This is a genomic window from Stenotrophomonas maltophilia group sp. Smal17, assembly GCF_030237045.1.
GTDB lineage: Bacteria > Pseudomonadota > Gammaproteobacteria > Xanthomonadales > Xanthomonadaceae > Stenotrophomonas > Stenotrophomonas forensis.
Map to the genome: position 1 here is coordinate 1 of NZ_JASJSU010000009.1, position 18,223 is coordinate 18,223.

At 66.7% G+C, this 18,223-nt stretch carries 16 protein-coding genes; 9 read left to right on the forward strand and 7 right to left on the reverse strand.

Annotation, left to right across the window (positions count from 1 at the left end):
• Positions 1–98: 98 nt before the first annotated feature.
• From QRO93_RS04275 to QRO93_RS04285, 3 genes are read left to right on the forward strand one after another with little or no spacing between them, the layout of a single operon-like run.
• The gene (locus tag QRO93_RS04275; protein ID WP_053449967.1) at positions 99–728 is read left to right on the forward strand and encodes a superoxide dismutase; all 630 of its coding nucleotides are present in this window, start codon (positions 99–101) and stop codon (positions 726–728) included.
• Positions 725–1,300: a flavin reductase family protein gene (locus tag QRO93_RS04280; protein WP_285303964.1), complete on the forward strand. Its 576-nt coding sequence runs from the start codon at positions 725–727 to the stop codon at positions 1,298–1,300. The genes QRO93_RS04275 and QRO93_RS04280 overlap by 4 nt, the downstream gene beginning before the upstream one ends.
• On the forward strand, positions 1,300–1,635 hold the full coding sequence (locus QRO93_RS04285; RefSeq protein WP_008267331.1) for a lipopolysaccharide assembly protein LapB: 336 nt from the start codon (positions 1,300–1,302) through the stop codon (positions 1,633–1,635). Before QRO93_RS04280 ends, QRO93_RS04285 begins: the two co-directional genes overlap by 1 nt.
• Before the next feature lie 5 nt (positions 1,636–1,640).
• Here QRO93_RS04285 and QRO93_RS04290 read toward each other — a convergent pair whose 3' ends face one another.
• Together QRO93_RS04290 and QRO93_RS04295 are read right to left on the reverse strand one after the other, a co-directional pair.
• The gene (locus QRO93_RS04290) at positions 1,641–2,789 is read right to left on the reverse strand and encodes an acyl-CoA desaturase (RefSeq protein WP_008266479.1); all 1,149 of its coding nucleotides are present in this window, start codon (positions 2,787–2,789) and stop codon (positions 1,641–1,643) included.
• A gap of 11 nt (positions 2,790–2,800) precedes the next feature.
• Entirely contained in the window at positions 2,801–3,871 is a 1,071-nt protein-coding gene (locus tag QRO93_RS04295; RefSeq protein WP_053449969.1) for a ferredoxin reductase, read from the reverse strand.
• Between the two features lie 92 nt (positions 3,872–3,963).
• Here QRO93_RS04295 and fabR point away from each other — a divergent pair, with 92 nt between their 5' ends.
• The 3 genes from fabR to QRO93_RS04310 all read left to right on the forward strand — a co-directional run bounded on the left by fabR (position 3,964) and on the right by QRO93_RS04310 (position 7,535).
• On the forward strand, positions 3,964–4,620 hold the full coding sequence (fabR, locus tag QRO93_RS04300; RefSeq protein WP_053449970.1) for an HTH-type transcriptional repressor FabR: 657 nt from the start codon (positions 3,964–3,966) through the stop codon (positions 4,618–4,620).
• Between the two features lie 217 nt (positions 4,621–4,837).
• A complete protein-coding gene (locus QRO93_RS04305) occupies positions 4,838–6,997 on the forward strand; it encodes a TonB-dependent siderophore receptor (RefSeq protein WP_180880769.1) in 2,160 nt (719 codons plus the stop codon).
• Positions 6,987–7,535 carry a thioredoxin-like domain-containing protein gene (locus tag QRO93_RS04310; RefSeq protein ID WP_180880771.1) on the forward strand — a complete coding sequence of 183 codons (549 nt, stop codon included), beginning with the start codon at positions 6,987–6,989 and terminating at the stop codon, positions 7,533–7,535. The genes QRO93_RS04305 and QRO93_RS04310 overlap by 11 nt, the downstream gene beginning before the upstream one ends.
• 65 nt (positions 7,536–7,600) lie before the next feature.
• Here QRO93_RS04310 and mntR read toward each other — a convergent pair whose 3' ends face one another.
• Entirely contained in the window at positions 7,601–8,071 is a 471-nt protein-coding gene (gene mntR, locus QRO93_RS04315) for a manganese-binding transcriptional regulator MntR (RefSeq protein ID WP_005413716.1), read from the reverse strand.
• A gap of 117 nt (positions 8,072–8,188) precedes the next feature.
• Here mntR and QRO93_RS04320 point away from each other — a divergent pair, with 117 nt between their 5' ends.
• A complete protein-coding gene (locus QRO93_RS04320) occupies positions 8,189–9,520 on the forward strand; it encodes an Nramp family divalent metal transporter (RefSeq protein ID WP_180880773.1) in 1,332 nt (443 codons plus the stop codon).
• A 92-nt stretch (positions 9,521–9,612) separates the two neighbouring features.
• Here the strand turns inward: QRO93_RS04320 and QRO93_RS04325 are convergent, their stop codons facing one another.
• From QRO93_RS04325 to QRO93_RS04340, 4 genes are all read right to left on the reverse strand, one after another.
• Positions 9,613–9,939, reverse strand: coding sequence for a thioredoxin family protein (locus tag QRO93_RS04325; protein WP_285303965.1), 327 nt, complete (start codon positions 9,937–9,939; stop codon positions 9,613–9,615).
• Complete coding sequence (locus tag QRO93_RS04330; protein WP_080374929.1) at positions 9,911–10,378, reverse strand: flavodoxin; 468 nt, start codon at positions 10,376–10,378, stop codon at positions 9,911–9,913. The genes QRO93_RS04325 and QRO93_RS04330 overlap by 29 nt, the downstream gene beginning before the upstream one ends.
• A 25-nt stretch (positions 10,379–10,403) precedes the next feature.
• Positions 10,404–11,444 carry a ribonucleotide-diphosphate reductase subunit beta gene (locus tag QRO93_RS04335; RefSeq protein ID WP_008267116.1) on the reverse strand — a complete coding sequence of 347 codons (1,041 nt, stop codon included), beginning with the start codon at positions 11,442–11,444 and terminating at the stop codon, positions 10,404–10,406.
• 61 nt (positions 11,445–11,505) lie between these two features.
• Positions 11,506–13,869 (reverse strand): ribonucleoside-diphosphate reductase subunit alpha, encoded by a 2,364-nt coding sequence (locus QRO93_RS04340; protein WP_180880774.1) that lies wholly within the window; start codon positions 13,867–13,869, stop codon positions 11,506–11,508.
• A gap of 432 nt (positions 13,870–14,301) precedes the next feature.
• Here QRO93_RS04340 and QRO93_RS04345 point away from each other — a divergent pair, with 432 nt between their 5' ends.
• Both QRO93_RS04345 and QRO93_RS04350 read left to right on the forward strand, forming a co-directional pair.
• Positions 14,302–15,279: a zinc-binding dehydrogenase gene (locus QRO93_RS04345; RefSeq protein WP_180880775.1), complete on the forward strand. Its 978-nt coding sequence runs from the start codon at positions 14,302–14,304 to the stop codon at positions 15,277–15,279.
• A 245-nt stretch (positions 15,280–15,524) separates the two neighbouring features.
• Complete coding sequence (locus QRO93_RS04350; protein WP_180880776.1) at positions 15,525–18,149, forward strand: TonB-dependent receptor; 2,625 nt, start codon at positions 15,525–15,527, stop codon at positions 18,147–18,149.
• Positions 18,150–18,223: the final 74 nt, after the last annotated feature.

Below are 18,223 nucleotides of genomic sequence, written 5' to 3' on the forward strand. Positions count from 1 at the left end.
CCACGCCTCTACGCCGCGCTTGACCTCAACCAATGTTGAGGTGCGATAACGATCTCCCCACGGCCAGCCCGCTGGCCTTCCCCACGGAGATTGCTTCGATGTCGTACTCGCTTCCCCCGCTCCCCTACGCCTATGATGCCCTCGAGCCGCACTTCGATGCGCGCACGATGGAGATCCACCACGGCAAGCACCACCAGACCTACGTCAACAACCTCAATGCCGCCCTCGAGCAGGCCGGCATCGCCGCGCAACCGGTCGAGGCGCTCATCGCCAACCTTGATGCGGTGCCCGAAGCGCAGCGCGGCGCGGTGCGCAACAATGGCGGTGGCCACGCCAACCACAGCCTGTTCTGGACCGTACTCAGCGCCAGTGGCGGCACCCCTGATGACGAACTCGGCGCGGCCATCGATCGCGATCTCGGCGGCTTCGATGCGTTCAAGGATGCCTTCAGCAAGGCCGCGCAGACCCGCTTCGGCAGCGGCTGGGCGTGGCTGACCACTGATCGCGACGGTCACCTGCAGGTTGAAAGCAGCGCCAACCAGGACAGCCCGCTGATGGGCGCAGCGGTCGGCCTGTCCGGCAACACGCCGATCCTGGCACTGGATGTCTGGGAGCACGCCTACTACCTGCATTACCAGAACCGTCGCCCGGACTACATCGGTGCGTTCTTCAACATCATCAACTGGGCCGAGGTCGGCCGGCGCTACCGCCAGGCCCGGGCCTCATGAGCGGCGAGACACTGCCGTACGCCGGGCCGTGGGCGGGGGTGTTCCCCGCCCCGGCTCCGGTGCCGTCGGTCGGGATGCCGCCGCGTGCATTGCGGCGGCTGCTCGGCCATTTCCCCACGGGCGTGGCGATCGTCTGCGCGCGCGACGCGCAGGGCAAACCGGTCGGCCTGACCATCAACTCGTTCGTGCCGGTATCGCTGCAGCCACCGCTGGTGCTGTGGAACCTGGCGCTGCATGCGCAAAGCCTGTCCACCTTCCAGCGCGCCACCCGCTTTGCGATCAGCGTGCTGGCAGCCGACCAGGATGCGTTGGCACGGCGCTTCGCCGATCCACAGGTGCGCGACCGTTTCGACGGTCTGCCGATGCTGGAGGATGACGAAGACGCCCCGCCGCGCATTGCCGGTGCGGTGGCCCACCTCACCTGTACCCGCCACGCGCAATGGCCGGTGGGTGATCACCTGCTGCTGGCTGGCCGCATCATCGATGTCCACGAGAACGGGGGCGCGCCCCTGCTGTTCCATCGCGGTCGTTTCCAGCCGGGACCGCAGGAACTGCTGCAGGAGGTGCGCTGATGAACATCGAGGCCCTGGAATGCATGCTGGCCAGCGGCAAGGACGGCGCGCTGCTGCGCTTCGGCCTGGGCAAGGGCTGGCTGGATGCCGGCAACCCGGTACGCGCGGCGACCCATCTGGGCCGCTGCGTGGTGCTCGATCCGCAGTACTCGGCGGCCTGGAAGCTGCTGGGCAAGGCGTGGCTGGCCAGTGGCCAGCCGCAGGCGGCGCGCGAGGCGTGGCAGCGCGGGCTGAGCGTGGCCGGCAGCAAGGGCGACCAGCAGGCGCGCAAGGAAATGCAGGTGTTCCTGCGTCGCCTGGACCGCGAACAGGCGGCCCTGGCGAAGGCGGGCTGAGTGGATCAGCCCGCGTTGGCCGATGCCGGTGCGGACATGATGTCCGCCATCGGCAGGCGGCGCGGCTTGCTCGGGAACGCGTGGCGCAGGATGCGCCAGACCACCTGGCCGAACTGGCGCGGCAGCGAGCCGTTGTTGTAGTGCTGGCCGTAGCGGCGGCAGATGTCCTTCACTTCCTTGGCGATGGCCGCATAGCGGTTGGCCGGCAGGTCCGGGTAGAAGTGGTGCTCGATCTGGTGGCTGAGGTTGCCCGACAGCACGTTGATCAGGAAGCCGCCGCTGATGTTGGACGAACCACGCAGCTGGCGCAGGTACCAGTGGCCACGCGATTCATTGCGCAGGCATTCCTTCGGGAAGGTTTCCGATTCGGCGGTGAAGTGGCCGCAGAAGATGATCACGTAGGTCCAGATGTTGCGCAGGCCGTTGGCCACCATGTTGCCCAGCATCACGGTGAGGAAGAATGGGCCGGCCAGCAGCGGGAAGAACACGTAGTCCTTCAGCACCTGGCGGGCCATCTTGCGCGCCACCGGGCGGGTCTGCAGCCACATCGCACGGGCACTCATGCGGCCCTTCAGCCAGCGGCCCAGGCGCAGGTCCTGCGCGGCCACGCCCCACTGGAACAGCAGCGCGAAGATCGGCGCGATGATCGGCTGCAGCAGGTAGAACGGCTTCCAGCGCTGTTCCGGGAAGATGCGCAGCAGGCCATAGCCGATGTCATCGTCCATGCCACGCACGTTGGTGTAGGTGTGATGGCGGAAATTGTGGGTCTTGCGCCAGTTGTCGGCGGTGGCGACGATGTCCCACTCGTAGGTATTGCCATTGAGCTTGGGGTCGCCGGTCCAGTCGAACTGGCCGTGCATGACGTTGTGGCCGAGCTCCATGTTCTCCAGGATCTTCGACAGCGCCAGCAGCAGCGTGCCGGTGATCGCGGCCGGCCACAGCAGCGGCATCCAGAACAGCGGCGAGAACGCGGCCAGGAACAGCAGGCCACGGCCACCGACGCCGAACCAGCGCACGGCGGCGGCCACGCGGCGGATGTAACGGGTATCGGAGGCGCCGAGGCTGCCGATCACACGGTCGCGGATCGCGTCGAGTTCCTCGCCGAAGGCATGCATCTCGGCAGTACTCAGGGCACGGTCGGTAGCGCGGGTCATGGCAGGCGTCCTCAGAGATCCAGGGTCAGGTCGGTGGTCGGCGCGCTCACGCAGATCCGCACCGGCTGCGCCGATTCGGACTGCAGGTCGCCGGTGCGCAGGTGGCGGGTAGCGCCACTGACGCGATCACAGGTGCAGGTGTTGCAGATGCCCATGCGGCAGCCGTGCTTGGGCTTGATGCCATGGGCTTCGAGGCTTTCCAGCAGCGAGCGGCCGCGCGGCACGCTCAGCTGGCGGCCACTGCGTGCCAGCGTCAACGACACCTCGCCTTCGCTGCTGGCATCGAGCAACGGCACCGGCGGGGTGAAGGCCTCGGCCTGGAAGCCCGCCACCTGATGCGCCAGGCGTTCACGTGCGGCGGCGACGAACCCATCCGGGCCGCAGGCCAGCACATGGCGCTGTGCCAGCGGCGTGTCATCGCCGGGCACCTGCAGGTCATGGCTGCCGATGCGCGCGGCCGGGATGTCGCCTTCGCGGGTGGCCAGCAGATGCACGCGCAGATTCGGCTGCGCCGCCGCCAGCGCCTGCAGTTCATCACGGAACTGCAGATGGGCGGCAGTGCGCTCCCAGTAGAACAGGTCGACCGGTGCCGCCAATGGGCGCTGGCAGGCTTCGCGCAGAAGGCTTCGCATCGGCGTGATGCCGCTGCCGGCAGCCAGCAGCAGCACCGGCGCGGCGGCGGGCATGTGGAACTCGCCGAACGCGGCATCGACACGGAACAGCTCGCCCGGCCGTGCGTGGTTGACCAGATGCTGGCTGACCCGGCCGCCCTCGACCGCCTTGACGGTAATCGCCAGCTCGCGTCGCCCAAGCACCGTGGGGCTGTAGCTGCGCTGCCACACACGTCCTTCAATTTCCACGCTCAGGGTCACGTGCTGGCCGGCGCGCATGCCGGCCCAGTGCCGGTTGGTGCGCAGCACCAGGGTTGCCGCGCCCTCACCGGCCGGCTCACGCCGTACCAGGCGGGCCATCGGCTCACGCAGGGTCCACAGAGGATTCAGCTGACCTGCCCAGAAATCGAACAGCGTCGGCGACACCCAGCGGTGCGGAGAAAACAGGGAAGGACGGACGACAGCGCTCATGGGCGCACTATACGGGCGCACATACACCTGTGTATACATGTGTATATTGAACCGGATTGGGTATGATTCAGCCTTGCCCCACCGGAACACCCATGGCCGCCGCCACCGCCCTGACGCCGAACGAAGATGCCAACAGCCCGACCCGCCGAACGGTGAGCCGCGAGGATCTGCTGGCTGCCGCGCTGAAGCTGATCGGGCCGCACCGCAGCCTGTCCACGCTGAGCCTGCGTGAAGTGGCCCGCGAGGCGGGCATCGCACCGAACAGCTTCTATCGGCAGTTCCGCGACATGGACGAACTGGCCGTGGCCCTGATCGACGTGGCCGGCCGCTCGCTGCGCACCATCATCGGCGAGGCCCGCCAGCGCGCCACCTCCAGCGCCAGCAGCGTGGTGCGGGTGTCGGTGGAGACCTTCATGGAGCAGCTGCGTGCCGACGACAAGCTGCTGCACGTGCTGCTGCGCGAAGGGGCCGTCGGCTCGGACGATTTCAAGCACGCCGTCGAACGCGAGCTGCACTATTTCGAGGAAGAGCTGCAGCACGACCTGGTGCGCCTGGCCGCCCTGGATGGTGCGGTCCTGCACAAGCCGGAACTGGTCTCGATGGCGATCACCCGCCTGGTGTTCGCGATGGGCGCGTCGGCCATGGACCAGCCTCCGGAGAACGACCCGGAACTGGTCGAGCAGATCTCCACGATGATCCGCATGATCATCGTCGGCGCCCGCACCCCCGCCGCCTTCCGCCGCGGCTGACAAGACGCGAAGCGTGCATCGCGGTACATGACCACCGGCAGGGTCGTGGCTTCGATATGTAATGTTATAACACTCGCATGATCCATCTGGATGCCTGGCGCGCGCAGAATTGCTGCGGCTTCGATATATAGCACTTGCTATATCAATGAGCCGATGCTTTTATATGCTCCAGCCAGGTCGCCCTCGCCGCCTTTCCTCCCCCAAGGACGACGCCCGCATGCACGTTGCCACCCCGCTCTTCCATCGGCTGCCTCTGGCCGCCGCCATCGCCCTGATCCTGCCGCTGCCTGCACTGGCCGCCTCACCGAAGCCGACCGAACTGGACCGCGTGCAGGTCAAGGTCAGTACCGCCACCCGCAGCGAACGCCTGCTGTCGGACGTGCCGATCCGCACCGAGGTCCTGCGCAAAGAGGACATCGCACTGCGTGCGGCCACCGACTTCTCGCGCGCCGCCGAACTGATCAACGGCCTGCGCGTGGAGAGCAACTGCCAGAACTGCAACACCAGCGAAGTGCAGCTGCTCGGCCTGCCCGGCGCCTACAACCAGCTGCTGTTCGATGGCATTCCGCTGCTGTCCACACTCGGCAGCGTGTACGGGCTGGAACAGATTCCGGCCGGCTTCGTCGACCGCATCGAAGTGGTCAAGGGCGGTGGCTCGGCGCTGTACGGCCCGGGCGCAGTGGCCGGCGTGATCAACCTGATCCCGCCGCTGCCGGCACGCAGTGGGGGGCATGTCCAGGCGGGCGTGGATGTATTGGAGGGCACGCCGCAGAAGAACGCTGATGTGCGCCTGGACCTGGTCGCGAAAGATTCCGACGCCGGGCTGTCGGTGATCGCACAGCGCAACTGGAACAGCGGCATCGACTACAACGGCGACGGCTATACCGAGATCACCCGCAAGAACCTCAAGGTCGGCGGGCTGCAGGCCTGGTATGCGCCCACGCCGGGCACGCGGCTGCGCCTGGACCTGCAGGTGACCGACGAAACCCGCCGCGGCGGCAACCGCCTGGACCAGCCCGAATACCTGGCCAACATCGCCGAATCGCTGGATACGAAGTATCGCCGTGGCAGCGTGTCCTGGGATCAGGAAATCAATGCCGACGTCGATTTCCGTCTGGCCTATGCGTTCGCCGACATTGATCGCGACAGCTTCTATGGCGGCCTCGGCGACGTGGTCACCGATCCATCGGCGCCGGGCTATGACCCGTCGCAGCTGGACCCGAACGTGGCCGGCAGTGCCGCCTCGCGTTCGTGGCGCCAGTACGGCCGCACCCACAACCCGCTGCACTACATCGACAGCCAGTTGAACTGGCGACTGGGCGCGCACGCGTTGGCCTTCGGTGTGCAGTACAAGCACGAGGCGCTGCGCGACGACAACCGCAACGGCGCCGGGCAGCGCCTTGCGGTACTGGAGGATGCGACCTTCCACAACCTGGGCGCCTTCATCCAGGACGAGTGGAGCCTGCGTGACAACGTGGACCTTGTACTCGGCGCGCGTGTGGACAAGAGCTCCGAACTGGACAATGCGGTGTTCTCGCCGCGCATCGCGCTGGCCTGGCAGGCCACGCCGAACCTGAAATGGCGCGCCGGCATCGCCACCGGTTTCCGTGCACCGGAAATCTTCGTCGAGGACGTGCACGTGGATACCCTCGGCGGCGAACAGGTGCGCGTGCACAACACCGACGGCCTGAAGGAAGAGCGCGCGTTGACCACGCTGTTCGGCTTTGACTGGCGTTCGGACCCGGCCAACCCGGTCTGGAGCTGGGATGCCACCGCCTCGTATGCGCGCATCCGCGACACCTTCGCACTGGGCGAGATCCAGCGCGCTGATGACGGCCAGCTGAGCCAGCTGCGTTACAACGCCTCCGGCTCCAACGTGCTGGGCGCGGAAACCAATCTCGGCTGGCAACCTTCGCCGCAGTGGCGGCTGACCGCCGGCGCCTCATGGTATCGCTCGCGCTTCCGCGAACCGCAGCGCATCTTCGACGACACCGGCGAGGGCGGCGACACCGTCATCGAGAGCCGCGATTACCTGAAGACACCGCGCTGGACCGGGCTGGCCCAGCTCAGCTGGATGCCGGCCGAGCCGTGGGAAACCTTCGTGGCGCTGCGCCACACGGGCCCGATGTCGGTGCTGAACAACCGGCTGGGCGAACTGCATCGCACCCGCGCATTCCTGGTCACCGATCTTGGTGCGCGCTGGCACCGGCATCTGGGCGCACAGGCGCAGCAGGAAGTGTCGGTGGCGGCAGGCGTCAAGAATGTGTTCGACCAGCGCCAGAAGGACCTGGAAACCGGTGCACTGCGTGACAGCGACTACGTCTACGGGCCGCGCTTTGCGCGCTCGTGGTACGTCAACCTGCGCTATGCGTTCTGACACACTGCGAACACTGTTGCTGGCCGGCGCGCTGCTGCTCGCCGTGCCGGCGATGGCGACGGACCTGCACGCGCAGGTTTCGGCCTCGTTGATGCGGCCCGAGCAGCGCTCACTGGGGCCGATGCAGTGGCCGGCGCCGCCGAAACTGGTGGCACTGTATTTCGGTGCCGACTGGTGCGCGCCCTGCCACGCCTTCGTGCCGACCCTGCGCAGCGTGCGTGATGCCCTGCGCGAGGCCGGCGCCGATACCGAAGTGGTGTACGTCAGCCTGGACGAAAGCGAGGCCGCGTTGCGGCGCTACATGCACGCGCAGGACATGCCGTGGCCGGTGCTGGACCCGCGCCGCGCCAGGCGCATGCCGGCGCTGCAGGCCTTGGCTGGGCTGGCACCGCCGAACCTGGTGCTGATCGATGCCGATGGCAAGGTGCTGGCCAATGGCTGGCAAGGCCGGCGCTACGAAGGACTGCAGCCGGTGTTGAAGGCATGGACGAAGCAGGCGTGCGCGCAGCAACAGGCCCGTTGCCCGCCTGATCTGTAGCGTCGAGCCATGCTCGACTCAGCACGCGTCGCGCGAAATGCCGCCGGGCATGGCCCGCGCTACTGCTACGGCGCCCCACCCTCGGCCTTGCGCACGAACGCCTCGAACAACGCCAGCGTCTGTTCGCTGACGTGGTGCTCGATGCCCTCGGCATCGCGGCGCGCGGTATCCGCGTCCACGCCCAGCGCCAGCAGGAAACGCTCCACGGTCTGATGGCGCTGGCGGCTGGCATGCGCCAGCGCCTCGCCTTCCGGGGTCAGGAACACGCCACGGTACGGCCGCTGCACCACCCAGCCGTCGCGGGCCAGGCGCCGCAGCATCTTCGCCACCGTCGGCTGGGCCACGCCCAGGCGGGTGGCGATGTCGACCTGGCGGGCCTCGCCGCCGTCGGCCAGCAGGTCCGAGATCAGCTCGACATAGTCCTCCACCAGCTCCATCCGGTGCGCCTCGCGCACTTGCCGGAAGCTCTCGACCTGGCGCTCGGCCTCGATCAAGGGGGTGCTCTTCAGCGATGTCGAATCGTCGGTCTTGCCCACGCCTGCGCCTGTCCTTCCGGTGTACTCCGGTGTTGAACCTGAATTCTGGACCAGTAACGCGATAAAGACGATTGTTTCACATTGCTAATGACTATAGCAGGAGCTATATTCGGACCCATGAACACCTTGGCGCCCCGCGACCATTCGGCCTCCACTCCGGCCAGCCTGGGCGCGCTCAACGCGTCGGTGGCGGTGCCTGACAAGGGCCATTGGTGGTTCCGCCTGCTGGCCTTCCTCGGCCCGGGCTACATGATCTCGGTCGGCTACATGGACCCGGGCAACTGGGCCACCGATCTGGCCGGCGGCTCGCGCTTCGGCTACCTGCTGCTGTCGGTCATCCTCATTTCCAACCTGATGGCGGTGATCCTGCAGGCGCTGTCGGCGCGGCTCGGCATCGCCACCGGCATGGACCTGGCCCAGGCCTGCCGCGCGCGCTACCCCAAGCCGGTGAACCTGGCGCTATGGGCGCTGTGCGAAGCGGCGATCATTGCCTGCGACCTGGCCGAGGTGATCGGCACCGCGATCGCGCTGAAACTGCTGTTCGACCTGCCACTGCTGTGGGGCGCAGTGATCACCGCGCTGGATACGCTGCTGGTGCTGTTGCTGATGAACCGCGGCTTCCGTGCACTGGAAGCCTTCGTGATCGCGCTGCTGATGGTGATCTTCGCCTGCTTCGTGGTGCAGATCGCAATGGCCGCGCCACCGGTGATGGCGGTACTCGGCGGCTTCATCCCGCGTGCGCAGGTGGTGACCGATCCGCATGCGCTGTACATCGCCATCGGCATCATCGGCGCCACGGTGATGCCACACAACCTGTACCTGCATTCGTCCATCGTGCAGACCCGCGCCTACCCGCGTACGGATGAAGGGCGTCGCAGCGCGTTGCGCTGGGCTGTCACCGACAGCACCCTCGCGCTGACCCTCGCGCTGTTCATCAATGCCAGCATCCTGATCCTGGCCGCGGCGGTGTTCCACGCCAACGGCCGCTTTGATGTGGAAGACATCGAGCAGGCGCACCAGTTGCTGGCACCGATGCTGGGCGTGGGCGCGGCGGCCACCCTCTTTGCGATCGCCCTGCTGGCCTCGGGACTGAACTCCACGGTGACCGCCACGCTGGCCGGGCAGATCGTGATGGAAGGCTTCCTTCACCTGCGCCTGCCGCCGTGGCTGCGGCGCCTGATCACCCGAGCGCTTGCGATCATTCCGGTGGTGGTGGTGATCATGCTGTTCGGCGACCAGGGCGCGGTAAAGCTGCTGGTGCTGAGCCAGGTGGTGCTGTCGATGCAGCTGCCGTTCGCGATCATTCCGCTGGTGCGGATCGTGACCGACAAGGTGACGATGGGCGCACTGGTGGCGCCACGCTGGCTGGGCAGCATCGCGTGGGTCATCGCGCTGGTGATCGTGGTGTTGAACGTAAAGCTGCTGGTGGATACCTTCACCGGCGCATAGCCCGTTGTAGAGTCGAGCCATGCTCGACTCATCGCGCACCGTGCGAACAACAGTCGAGCATGGCTCGACTCTACAAAAGCCGGGATCGCGGCCTACAGATACAACGCGATAGCCGCTTCAATCTGCTGCGGCGATTGGAATCCAGGCAGGCGCTGTCGTTCGTCTCCGTCACGGAACAGCGACAGCGTCGGCGTCTGCTGCAGCCCCAGTTCCCTGAAGAACGCCTCACCCAGCACCTCCAGCTGCACCCGCAACAGGGTCGTGCCCTGCCCCGCCACACTGTTCGCCACCCGATGCAGCGACATTTCCAGCATCCGGCATCCCGGGCACTGGTCCTTGTGGAAGTCCACCAGCACCCGCGGGTGTTCGGCCAGCAGCTGCTGGAACTGCTCAGGCGTGGTGGCGTCGATGATCTGCATCGGTGTTGCTCCAGTAATGGGCCAGGACCGCATCGGTCCAGGCCTCGATGGCCGCGGCATGGCGCTCGCCATGCGGCATCTGTTCGATCTCCAGCGGCGGGTAGTCGCTGCCGAAATAACGGATCAAGCGGTGCACGGCGCCGCAGTAGTACTCCTGCCCCCACTGTGTCTCGCCGGTTCCGAACACCGCCAGCTGGCGCGGCCGCTCGCCGCGCTCGGCGATGCCGGCCACCCAAGCCTTCATTTCCGCAGGCGTGCGGCCGGCGTTGTCGGTCCAGCAGCCCAGCAGCACCAGGTCGGCCTCGTCGGCCGCCAAGGGCGGCGCCTGGCGCAGGTCATCCGCCTCCTGCCAGTGCACAGCGTGGCCCGCAGCGCGGCAGCGCCCGGCAATCTGCCGGCCAAGCTCGCGGGTGTTGCCACTCAGCGAGGCCACCACCACCAGGATCCTCAGCGCCGCGCCGGGCTCAGAGGTCGTCGAAGCCGTTGTCGACGTTGGTCTTCTTGTAACTTGCATTGCGCATCTCGAAGAAGTCGGTCTTGGTCTCGGTGAAGTTGTCGGCGTAGGCCTTGATCCACGGCATCACGTTGTCGGTGGTGTCGCTGTACAGGCGCTCGATGCCGAGCATGCCGGCCATCTTGTTGGCCCGGTACTTCACGTAGCGCGTCATCTCCTCCACATCGATGCCGTCGATGCCATCCAGCACTTCCGACGACCACTGGGTCTCCAGCTCGATGGCATGCTCGAACGCCTGGTGCACATAGGCGGTCAGTTCGTTGGTCTGCAGCTCCGGGTTCTCGCCGATGATGGCGCGGATCAGCTCGCTGATGAACTTGGTGTGAGCCAGCTCGTCGCGGTTGATGAAGCTGATGATCTTGCCGGTGCCGGTCATGCGGTTCTGCCGCACCATGTTGTAGAAGTACGCGAAACCGGAATAGAAATTGATGCCTTCCAGGATCGAGGACTGGATCAGCGACTTCAGCAGCGTCTCGGCGGTCTTCTCGCGCATGAAGTCGTCATACGCGCCCATGATGGGCGCATTGCGCTTGATGATGGTCGGATGGGTGCGCGCCAGCTCGAACACGCGGTTCTGGTTCGGCAGGTCGGTGATCGAGGCCAGCACATAGCTGTAGCTCTCGTTGTGGATCACCTCCTGCTGGCCGATGATCGCCGCGTTGGCATGCGCGGCCGGATCGGTGATGTACTCGGCCACGTTGTAGATGAAGCGGGTCTGCGGCGAATCCAGCGTGGCGAGCAGGCCGATGATCGAGTCGTAGGCATTCTTCTCGCGCCCGGACAGCTCGCCGTACTGGCGCGCGTCGGCCTTCATGTCGACTTCGTCGGGGATCCAGAAGTTGGTCGACAGTTCCTTGTAGGCCCGATAGAACGACGGATACGGAATGTCGTTCCAGTTCAGGATGCCACTGGTGCGTCCGTTGATGATCCCCGTGCTGCGGTTGGGATGACGCGGTTCGAGGATCTTGATGCGGTCGAGGGGGGTTGCCATGGTTTTCTGCCTTCGTTCTATTTCTACCGTGTTGCCGGCCAGCGGCCGGCACTACCGTTGGTCAGCTCGCGCACCACTCGCATTCGCTGATGTCGATGTCGTTGGAGCGCACGTAGTAGGTGGTCTTCAGGCCTTCGCGCCACGCGCTCAGGTGCAGCTCCAGCAGCGTGCTGGCGCGGATCGTGCTGGGCACGTACAGGTTGAAGCTGATCGACTGGTCCACGTGGCGCTGGCGCCGCGCGTTCTGGCGCACGCTGGCGAACTGGTCGACCTTGTAGGCGCCCTTTTCGTAATACGGCCAGGTCTCCAGCGACAGGCCGGGCGCGGCCACCGGCCGCCGGAAGTCCTTCTTTTCCTCGTAGTAGAACGCGCTGTAGATCGGATCGATCGATGCGGTGGAACCGGCAATCTGCGCGGTGCTCATGTTCGGCGCCACCGCCAGCAGCCAGCCGTTGCGCAGGCCATGCGTGGCGACCTCGCGGGCCAGGCTGTCCCAGGCCGCGCCACTGTAGCCACGGTCACCGAAGTAACGGCCGTTGTGCCAGTCGCTGCCAGCGAACATCGGGTAGCTGCCCTTCTCCTTGGCCAGCTGCGCGCTGGCCTGGATGGTCAGGAAGTTGATGCGCTCGTACAGGCGGTCGGCCAGCTGTTCGGCATCGGGCGATTCCCACTGGATCGCCTGCTGCGCCAGCAGGTGGTGCCAGCCGAAGGTGCCCAGGCCGATGGCGCGGTACTTGCGGTTGGTGATCGTGGCCTGCGGCACCGGCAACGCGTTGAGGTCGATCACGTTGTCGAGCATGCGCACCTGGATCGGGATCAGGCGCTCCAGCACGTCGGTGGCAAGCAGGTCATCCGGCGCACTGATCGCACGACCGAGGTTGATCGAGGACAGGTTGCAGACCACGAAGTCGCCCGCGCGGCGGGTGGTGACGATCTGGTCGCCGCTGACGATCTCCTGGATCATCCGCGTCGGGCTCATGTTCTGCAGGATCTCGGTGCACAGGTTGCTGGAATAGACCATGCCCGCGTGCTTGTTCGGGTTCTTGCGGTTGACCTCGTCGCGGTAGAACAGGAACGGGTTGCCGGTCTCCAGCTGGCTGAGCATGATCCGTTTGAACAGGTCGATCGCCTTCACCGTGCGGCGGCTGATGCGCTCGTCGGCCACCAGCTCGGCATAGCGGTCGCGGAAGCTGCCCGAGCCGCGCTTCTCATCGTAGAAGTCCTGCAGGTACCAGCCCTTGGCGCTCTTCACTTCGTGCGGGTCGAACAGGTACCAGTCGGCACGGCGCTCGACCGCTTCCATGAACAGGTCCGGCACGCACACCGAGGTGAACACATCGTGCGCGCGCAGGCGCTGGTCACCGTTGTTCAGGCGAAGATCGAGGAAAGCCTCGATATCGCGGTGCCAGATGTCCAGGTACACCGCCACCGCGCCCTTGCGCTGGCCGAGCTGGTCGACCGAGACGGCGGTATTGTTGAGCTGCTTGATCCACGGCACCACGCCGCCGGAGGAATTGGGCACGCCACGGATCGGTGCGCCACTGCTGCGCACGTAGCCCAGATAGGCGCCCACACCACCACCGTGCTTGGACACGCGCGCGATATCGGTGTTGGAGTCATAGATGCCCTGCAGGCTGTCATCCACCGTGTCGATGAAGCAGCTGGACAGCTGGCCACCGACCTTGCCGGCATTGGCCAGGGTCGGCGTGGCCACGGTCATGTACAGGTTGGACAGCGCCCAGTAGGCCTCGCCGACCAGCTGCATGCGCCGCTCCCGCGGCTTTTCTTCCTGCATCAGGTACAGCGCGATGGTCAGCCAGCGCTCCTGCGGCAGTTCGTAGACCTCGCGGCTGCGGTCGCTGGCCAGGTAGCGCGTGGCCAGCAGGTACAGGCCGTTGTAGGCGAACAGGCGATCGCGTTCCGGCTCGATCATTTCGCCGGCCTGCTGCAGCTCTTCCTTGGAATAGCAGCGCAGGATGTCGTTGCTGTAGATGCCACGGTCGGCGAGGCTTTCCTGCAGGCCCACGTACGAGCCGTACTTCAGGCTGACGTCATAGAAGCGATTGCGGCTGGCGCGCTTGTACAGGCGGCGCAGGTAGATGCGTGCGGCGAACTGCTCCCACTCCGGCGCGACCAGGTCCACGCGCGATTCGGCCTCGCGGATCAGCAGGTCGACCAGGTCATCGGCACTGAGGCTCGGCTTGCGCTCGACCATCGCCTGCACCACGCGGCGATAGTCGCTTACATCCAGCTGCGGGAACTCCGCGTGCACGGTATCGATGCTGCGCTGCAGGCGCTCGGCGTCGAACGGCAGGCGACGGTTGCCGGCCTCCTTGGTGATCCAGGTCGGCACGCGCTCGCCGCCAGCGCGCAAAGCGTCGCCGGCGCCGGCCAGATCGGCCGCGCGGTAGGTGTTGTCGGTCATGGTCCTGCGTCTCCAGGCTCGCACGCACAGCGGCGTCGATGCCGTGGCAGCCCTGCACGCGATACCGGCGCACGGGGCGATCGGGGTGGGATGCCAACGCACGGGATCATCAGGTCGTCGGCAAGAGCCTGCGCCTGCGGCCGGTATCCGGGCCGTGGGGGCGACCTGTGTCCGCGCGATGGCGGCCGCGTCGACACGGCAAGCCTTCAGGGGCGGGCCGCGGGACGTTTGCTGCATGTCCGGCGGCGGCGGCTGACCGGGAGTGACGGCCACAACATAGTGGGGATATTCCGAGCCGTCAACACAAGATGAGGTAATCACGACATGACGCGACGATCCGTCGCAGGATGCCGTGTTGCAGCGGCGACGCCTTGTCGACCGCGCCCTCGTCCCCAGTTCGGTACAACCTCCACTTTCCCCGGAACACCGCCCATGCGCGCTGCCCAGTACGCTTCCTTCGCCGACCCGGCCGATGTCCTTGCCGTTGCCGATGTGGCCCTGCCCGAACCCGGCCCCGGCGAGGTGCGCATCCGTACCGTGCTGGCCTCGATCCACAACCACGACCTGCTGACCGTGCGTGGCCTGTACGGCTACAAGCCGACCCTGCCGGCCATCGCTGGCAGCGAAGCCCTGGGCGTGATCGATGCCCTCGGCGAAGGCGTCGACGGCCTGCAGATCGGCCAGCGGGTGGCCGCCGCCTCGGTGCACGGCACCTGGGCCGAAGCCTTCATCGCACCGGCGCGCATGGTGATTCCGATGCCGGACGCCATCGCCGACGAGATGGCCGCACAGCTGATCGCGATGCCGCTGAGCGCGCTGATGCTGCTGGAGTTCCTGCACGTCGAGCCGGGCCAGTGGATCGTGCAGAACACCGCCAACGGGGCCGTCGGCAAGTCGCTGGCGATGCTGGCGCGGGCGCGCGGCGTGCACGTGGCCAACCTGGTGCGCAACGCCGACGCGGTCGCGCAGCTGCAGGCACTCGGCATCGATCACGTATTCGATACCTCGCTGGACGGCTGGAAGGATCGCGTGCGCGCGGCAACGGGCGAAGCGCAGGCAGCGGCGGCAGTCGATTCCATCGGCGGCGACGCCAGCGGCGACCTGGTCGACCTGCTTGGCCACCACGGCACCCTGGTCTCGTTCGGCGTGATGAGCGGCCAGCCGATGCACATCCCCGCCGGTGGCCTGATCTACAAGGAGGCTACGGTGAAGGGCTTCTGGGGCAGCAAGGTCAGCCAGGCGATGGCGGTGGAGGACAAGCGGCGGCTGGTCGGCGAACTGCTGAAGCGCGCCGCCGGCGGCGAACTGACCCTGCCGGTGGAGCGGGTCTTCGCATTGGATGACATTGCCCAGGCAGCGAAGGCCGCGGGCGGCTCGGGGCGCAACGGCAAGGTGCTGCTGCGGCCTTGATGGGCTGGCATTGCCTCCTGTAGAGCCGAGCCATGCTCGGCTGCTTTCCGGTAAGTGTGCGGAGCCGAGCGTAGGCTCGGCTCTACAGCAGCGTGCGGACCAACGGTCCGCACCCACCGAAAGCAGGAAGCAGTCATTTCGTTAAGAACCTGTGATGTATAACTGAATGCGCTTTCGTCATTGGAAGGCGCATGTAGCTGCGTGCGGTACTGGAGGCTCCTCCCCCGTTTGGCGTTGTCGCTTCCATGTACCGCACCACCCTGAACCTGCTTGCCGGCGCCATCGCGCTGGGCCTTTCCGCCGGGACTGCCGGCGCCGCTGAAACTGCCGACACCGGCAAGGACAGCACCACCCTCGGCGCCGTGCTGGTGACCGGCTCCAACATCAAGCGCAGCGATACCGCCGGGCCCAACCCGGTGCAGATCGTCAGCCGCGAACAGATCGAGCAGACCGGCCGCTCCACCCTCACCGACGTGCTGCGCAACCTGTCGGCCAATGCCGGCAACAGCTTCGATGAGCAGTACACCGGCAGCTTCGCCGCCGGCTCGGCCTCGATCGGCCTGCGTGGCCTGTCGCCGAAGAACACGCTGGTGCTGGTCAACGGCTATCGCGTGTCCAACTTCGGTTTCGCGCTCAACACGCAGGATACCTTCGTCGACCTCAACGCACTGCCGATCAGCGCGGTCGAACGCATCGAAGTGCTGAAGGACGGTGCCTCGGCGGTGTACGGTTCCGATGCCATCGCCGGCGTCATCAACATCATCCTGCGAAAGAACTTCCAGGGCGTGGAGGTCGGCGGCGGTTTCGGCACCGCTACCCAGGGCGGCCTCGACGAACGCAAGGCCAACCTGCTGGCTGGCTTCGGTGACCTCGAACAGCAGGGCTGGAACGTGCTGTTCGGGCTGGACCTGCTCAAGCGAGATCGCCTCGACGCCGATCAGCGCGCCTACACCCGCAGCGGCGATTTCCGCGACAAGCCCGGTGGCCGCCTGGCCGGCTGGTCCACTGCCGGCGGCAACTGGCTGTCCAACCCACGCGCGCCGCAGCCGTTCGCCAACTGCCCTGACGGCAGCCAGCTGCGTCCGTACAGCGATTTCGGCAGCACCCTGCCCGGCCAGGCCTGCGCCTTCAACGCGCAACCGTTCAAGACCCTGCAGCCCGGCGCCGAGCGCCTGCAGGCGTCGTTGAGTGCGACCTACCGCTTCAATGACAGCGTCGAGGCATTCGCCGACGTGCTGTACAGCCACAACAAGGCCGACCAGATCTTCAGCGCGCCGCTCACCGTCGGCCCCGGCCTGCGCGCCTACAACCCGGCCACCGGCACCCTGATCGACGTGCCGGCGGTGCTGCCGGTCGGCCACCCGAACAACCCGGGCAGCACGCCGTTGCCATTCGAGTACACCTTCTTCGATCTCGGCCCGCGCCTGAAGGACAACACCCAGGTGTTCTACCGCGCGCTGGCCGGCGTCCGCGGCAGCGGCGAGCGCTGGGACTGGGAAGTGGCCGCGCTGACTTCGCAGAGTGCACAGCGCGAGTACGTGGACAACTTCGTCAACCGCTACGCGTTCGAGCAGATCCTGCGCGATGGCAGCTACAACTTCCTCAACCCGTCCGCTACGCCGGCCGCACTCGATGCCCTGCGCCTGCAGACCAAGCGCCCGGGGTGGTACAGGTTGCACTCGTTGAACGTGAAGGCCTCGACCTCGCTGTGGGAGCTGCCGGCCGGTGCGGTCGGCTTCGCCTGGGGCGCCGAATTCCGCAAGGAATCGCTGGATGCGCGTACCAGTGCGCAGGTGCTGTCCGGTACCGAACTGCGCCCGGCCATCAACGTGGTCAACGGCGAGCGCCAGGTCAGTGCCGCGTACGCCGAACTGAGCGTGCCGCTGCATCGCACGCTGGAGCTGCAGCTGGCTGGTCGCGGCGACCACTACGATGACTTCGGCAAGGCGTTCTCGCCGAAAGTGGCGCTGCGCTGGCAGCCGCTGGACAGCCTGCTGCTGCGCGGCTCGTTCTCACGCGGCTTCCGCGCGCCGTCGCTGCCGGAGATCGCGCCGGGCCAGACCGTCAGCTACGGCTCGGTGATCGATCCGTTCGACCCACTGCAACCGGGTGGCAGCCGCGGCGTGACCAACATCCGCACCGGCAACCCGGACCTGAAGGCCGAGCGCTCGCGCAATTTCAACGTGGGTGCGGTGTGGTCGCCGGATGGCGATACCAGCATCGGCCTGGACTGGTACCGCATCGAACAGGACAACCTGGTCAAGCCTGACAGTGCGCAGTTCATCGTCGACAACCCGACCCTGTTCCCCGGCCGCGTACAACGCGAGAACGGACGCATCCAGTTCATCACCAACCAGTACGCCAACCAGGGCGAACTGACCACCTCGGGGCTGGACCTCGACGCCAGCCGCACCTTCCGCACCGACGGCTGGGGCAACTTCACCGTGGCCGGCAGCTGGACCCACCTGCTCAGCTTCAAGCAGCCGCTGGTGGCCGGCCAGGCCCCGTATGACGGTGCCGGCAACAACCGCCACGGCGCACTGCCGCGCACCCGCGGCACCACCTCGCTGAACTGGGCGGTGGGCGACTGGAGCAGCACGCTGAGCCTGCAGTACGTGAGCGGCTACGACCAGCGCGTGGCGACGGCGACCAGCAACCCGGGCCTGCGCGACCGCATCAAGCCGTATCACCAATTGGATCTGTACGTGGCATACGAAGGCATTGCCAACACCACGCTGTCGCTGTCGGTGCTGAACCTGACCGACAGGGACCCGCCGTTCGACCCGGCCGGCGGCTCCAACGGCTTCGACATCAGCCAGTACAACCTGCGCGGGCAGTTCGTCTCGCTGGGGGCGCGCTACCGGTTCTGATGCGGCAACGGGGCGGCGGTGATGCGCCGCCCCATTTGTGCTGCCGGCCAGCGGCCGGCACTACCACCGACCGC

What these genes read in the sequence shown, in the direction of transcription:
- QRO93_RS04295 (WP_053449969.1), bottom strand. Translation starts at nt 3,871, where the DNA reads ATGAGCGCTGTCGTCCGTCCTTCCCTGTTTTCTCCGCACCGCTGGGTG.
- fabR (WP_053449970.1), top strand. Translation starts at nt 3,964, where the DNA reads ATGGCCGCCGCCACCGCCCTGACGCCGAACGAAGATGCCAACAGCCCG.
- QRO93_RS04280 (WP_285303964.1), top strand. Translation starts at nt 725, where the DNA reads ATGAGCGGCGAGACACTGCCGTACGCCGGGCCGTGGGCGGGGGTGTTC.
- QRO93_RS04275 (WP_053449967.1), top strand. Translation starts at nt 99, where the DNA reads ATGTCGTACTCGCTTCCCCCGCTCCCCTACGCCTATGATGCCCTCGAG.
- QRO93_RS04310 (WP_180880771.1), top strand. Translation starts at nt 6,987, where the DNA reads ATGCGTTCTGACACACTGCGAACACTGTTGCTGGCCGGCGCGCTGCTG.
- QRO93_RS04320 (WP_180880773.1), top strand. Translation starts at nt 8,189, where the DNA reads ATGAACACCTTGGCGCCCCGCGACCATTCGGCCTCCACTCCGGCCAGC.
- QRO93_RS04350 (WP_180880776.1), top strand. Translation starts at nt 15,525, where the DNA reads ATGTACCGCACCACCCTGAACCTGCTTGCCGGCGCCATCGCGCTGGGC.
- QRO93_RS04290 (WP_008266479.1), bottom strand. Translation starts at nt 2,789, where the DNA reads ATGACCCGCGCTACCGACCGTGCCCTGAGTACTGCCGAGATGCATGCC.
- QRO93_RS04345 (WP_180880775.1), top strand. Translation starts at nt 14,302, where the DNA reads ATGCGCGCTGCCCAGTACGCTTCCTTCGCCGACCCGGCCGATGTCCTT.
- QRO93_RS04285 (WP_008267331.1), top strand. Translation starts at nt 1,300, where the DNA reads ATGAACATCGAGGCCCTGGAATGCATGCTGGCCAGCGGCAAGGACGGC.
- QRO93_RS04340 (WP_180880774.1), bottom strand. Translation starts at nt 13,869, where the DNA reads ATGACCGACAACACCTACCGCGCGGCCGATCTGGCCGGCGCCGGCGAC.
- QRO93_RS04325 (WP_285303965.1), bottom strand. Translation starts at nt 9,939, where the DNA reads ATGCAGATCATCGACGCCACCACGCCTGAGCAGTTCCAGCAGCTGCTG.
- QRO93_RS04335 (WP_008267116.1), bottom strand. Translation starts at nt 11,444, where the DNA reads ATGGCAACCCCCCTCGACCGCATCAAGATCCTCGAACCGCGTCATCCC.
- QRO93_RS04305 (WP_180880769.1), top strand. Translation starts at nt 4,838, where the DNA reads ATGCACGTTGCCACCCCGCTCTTCCATCGGCTGCCTCTGGCCGCCGCC.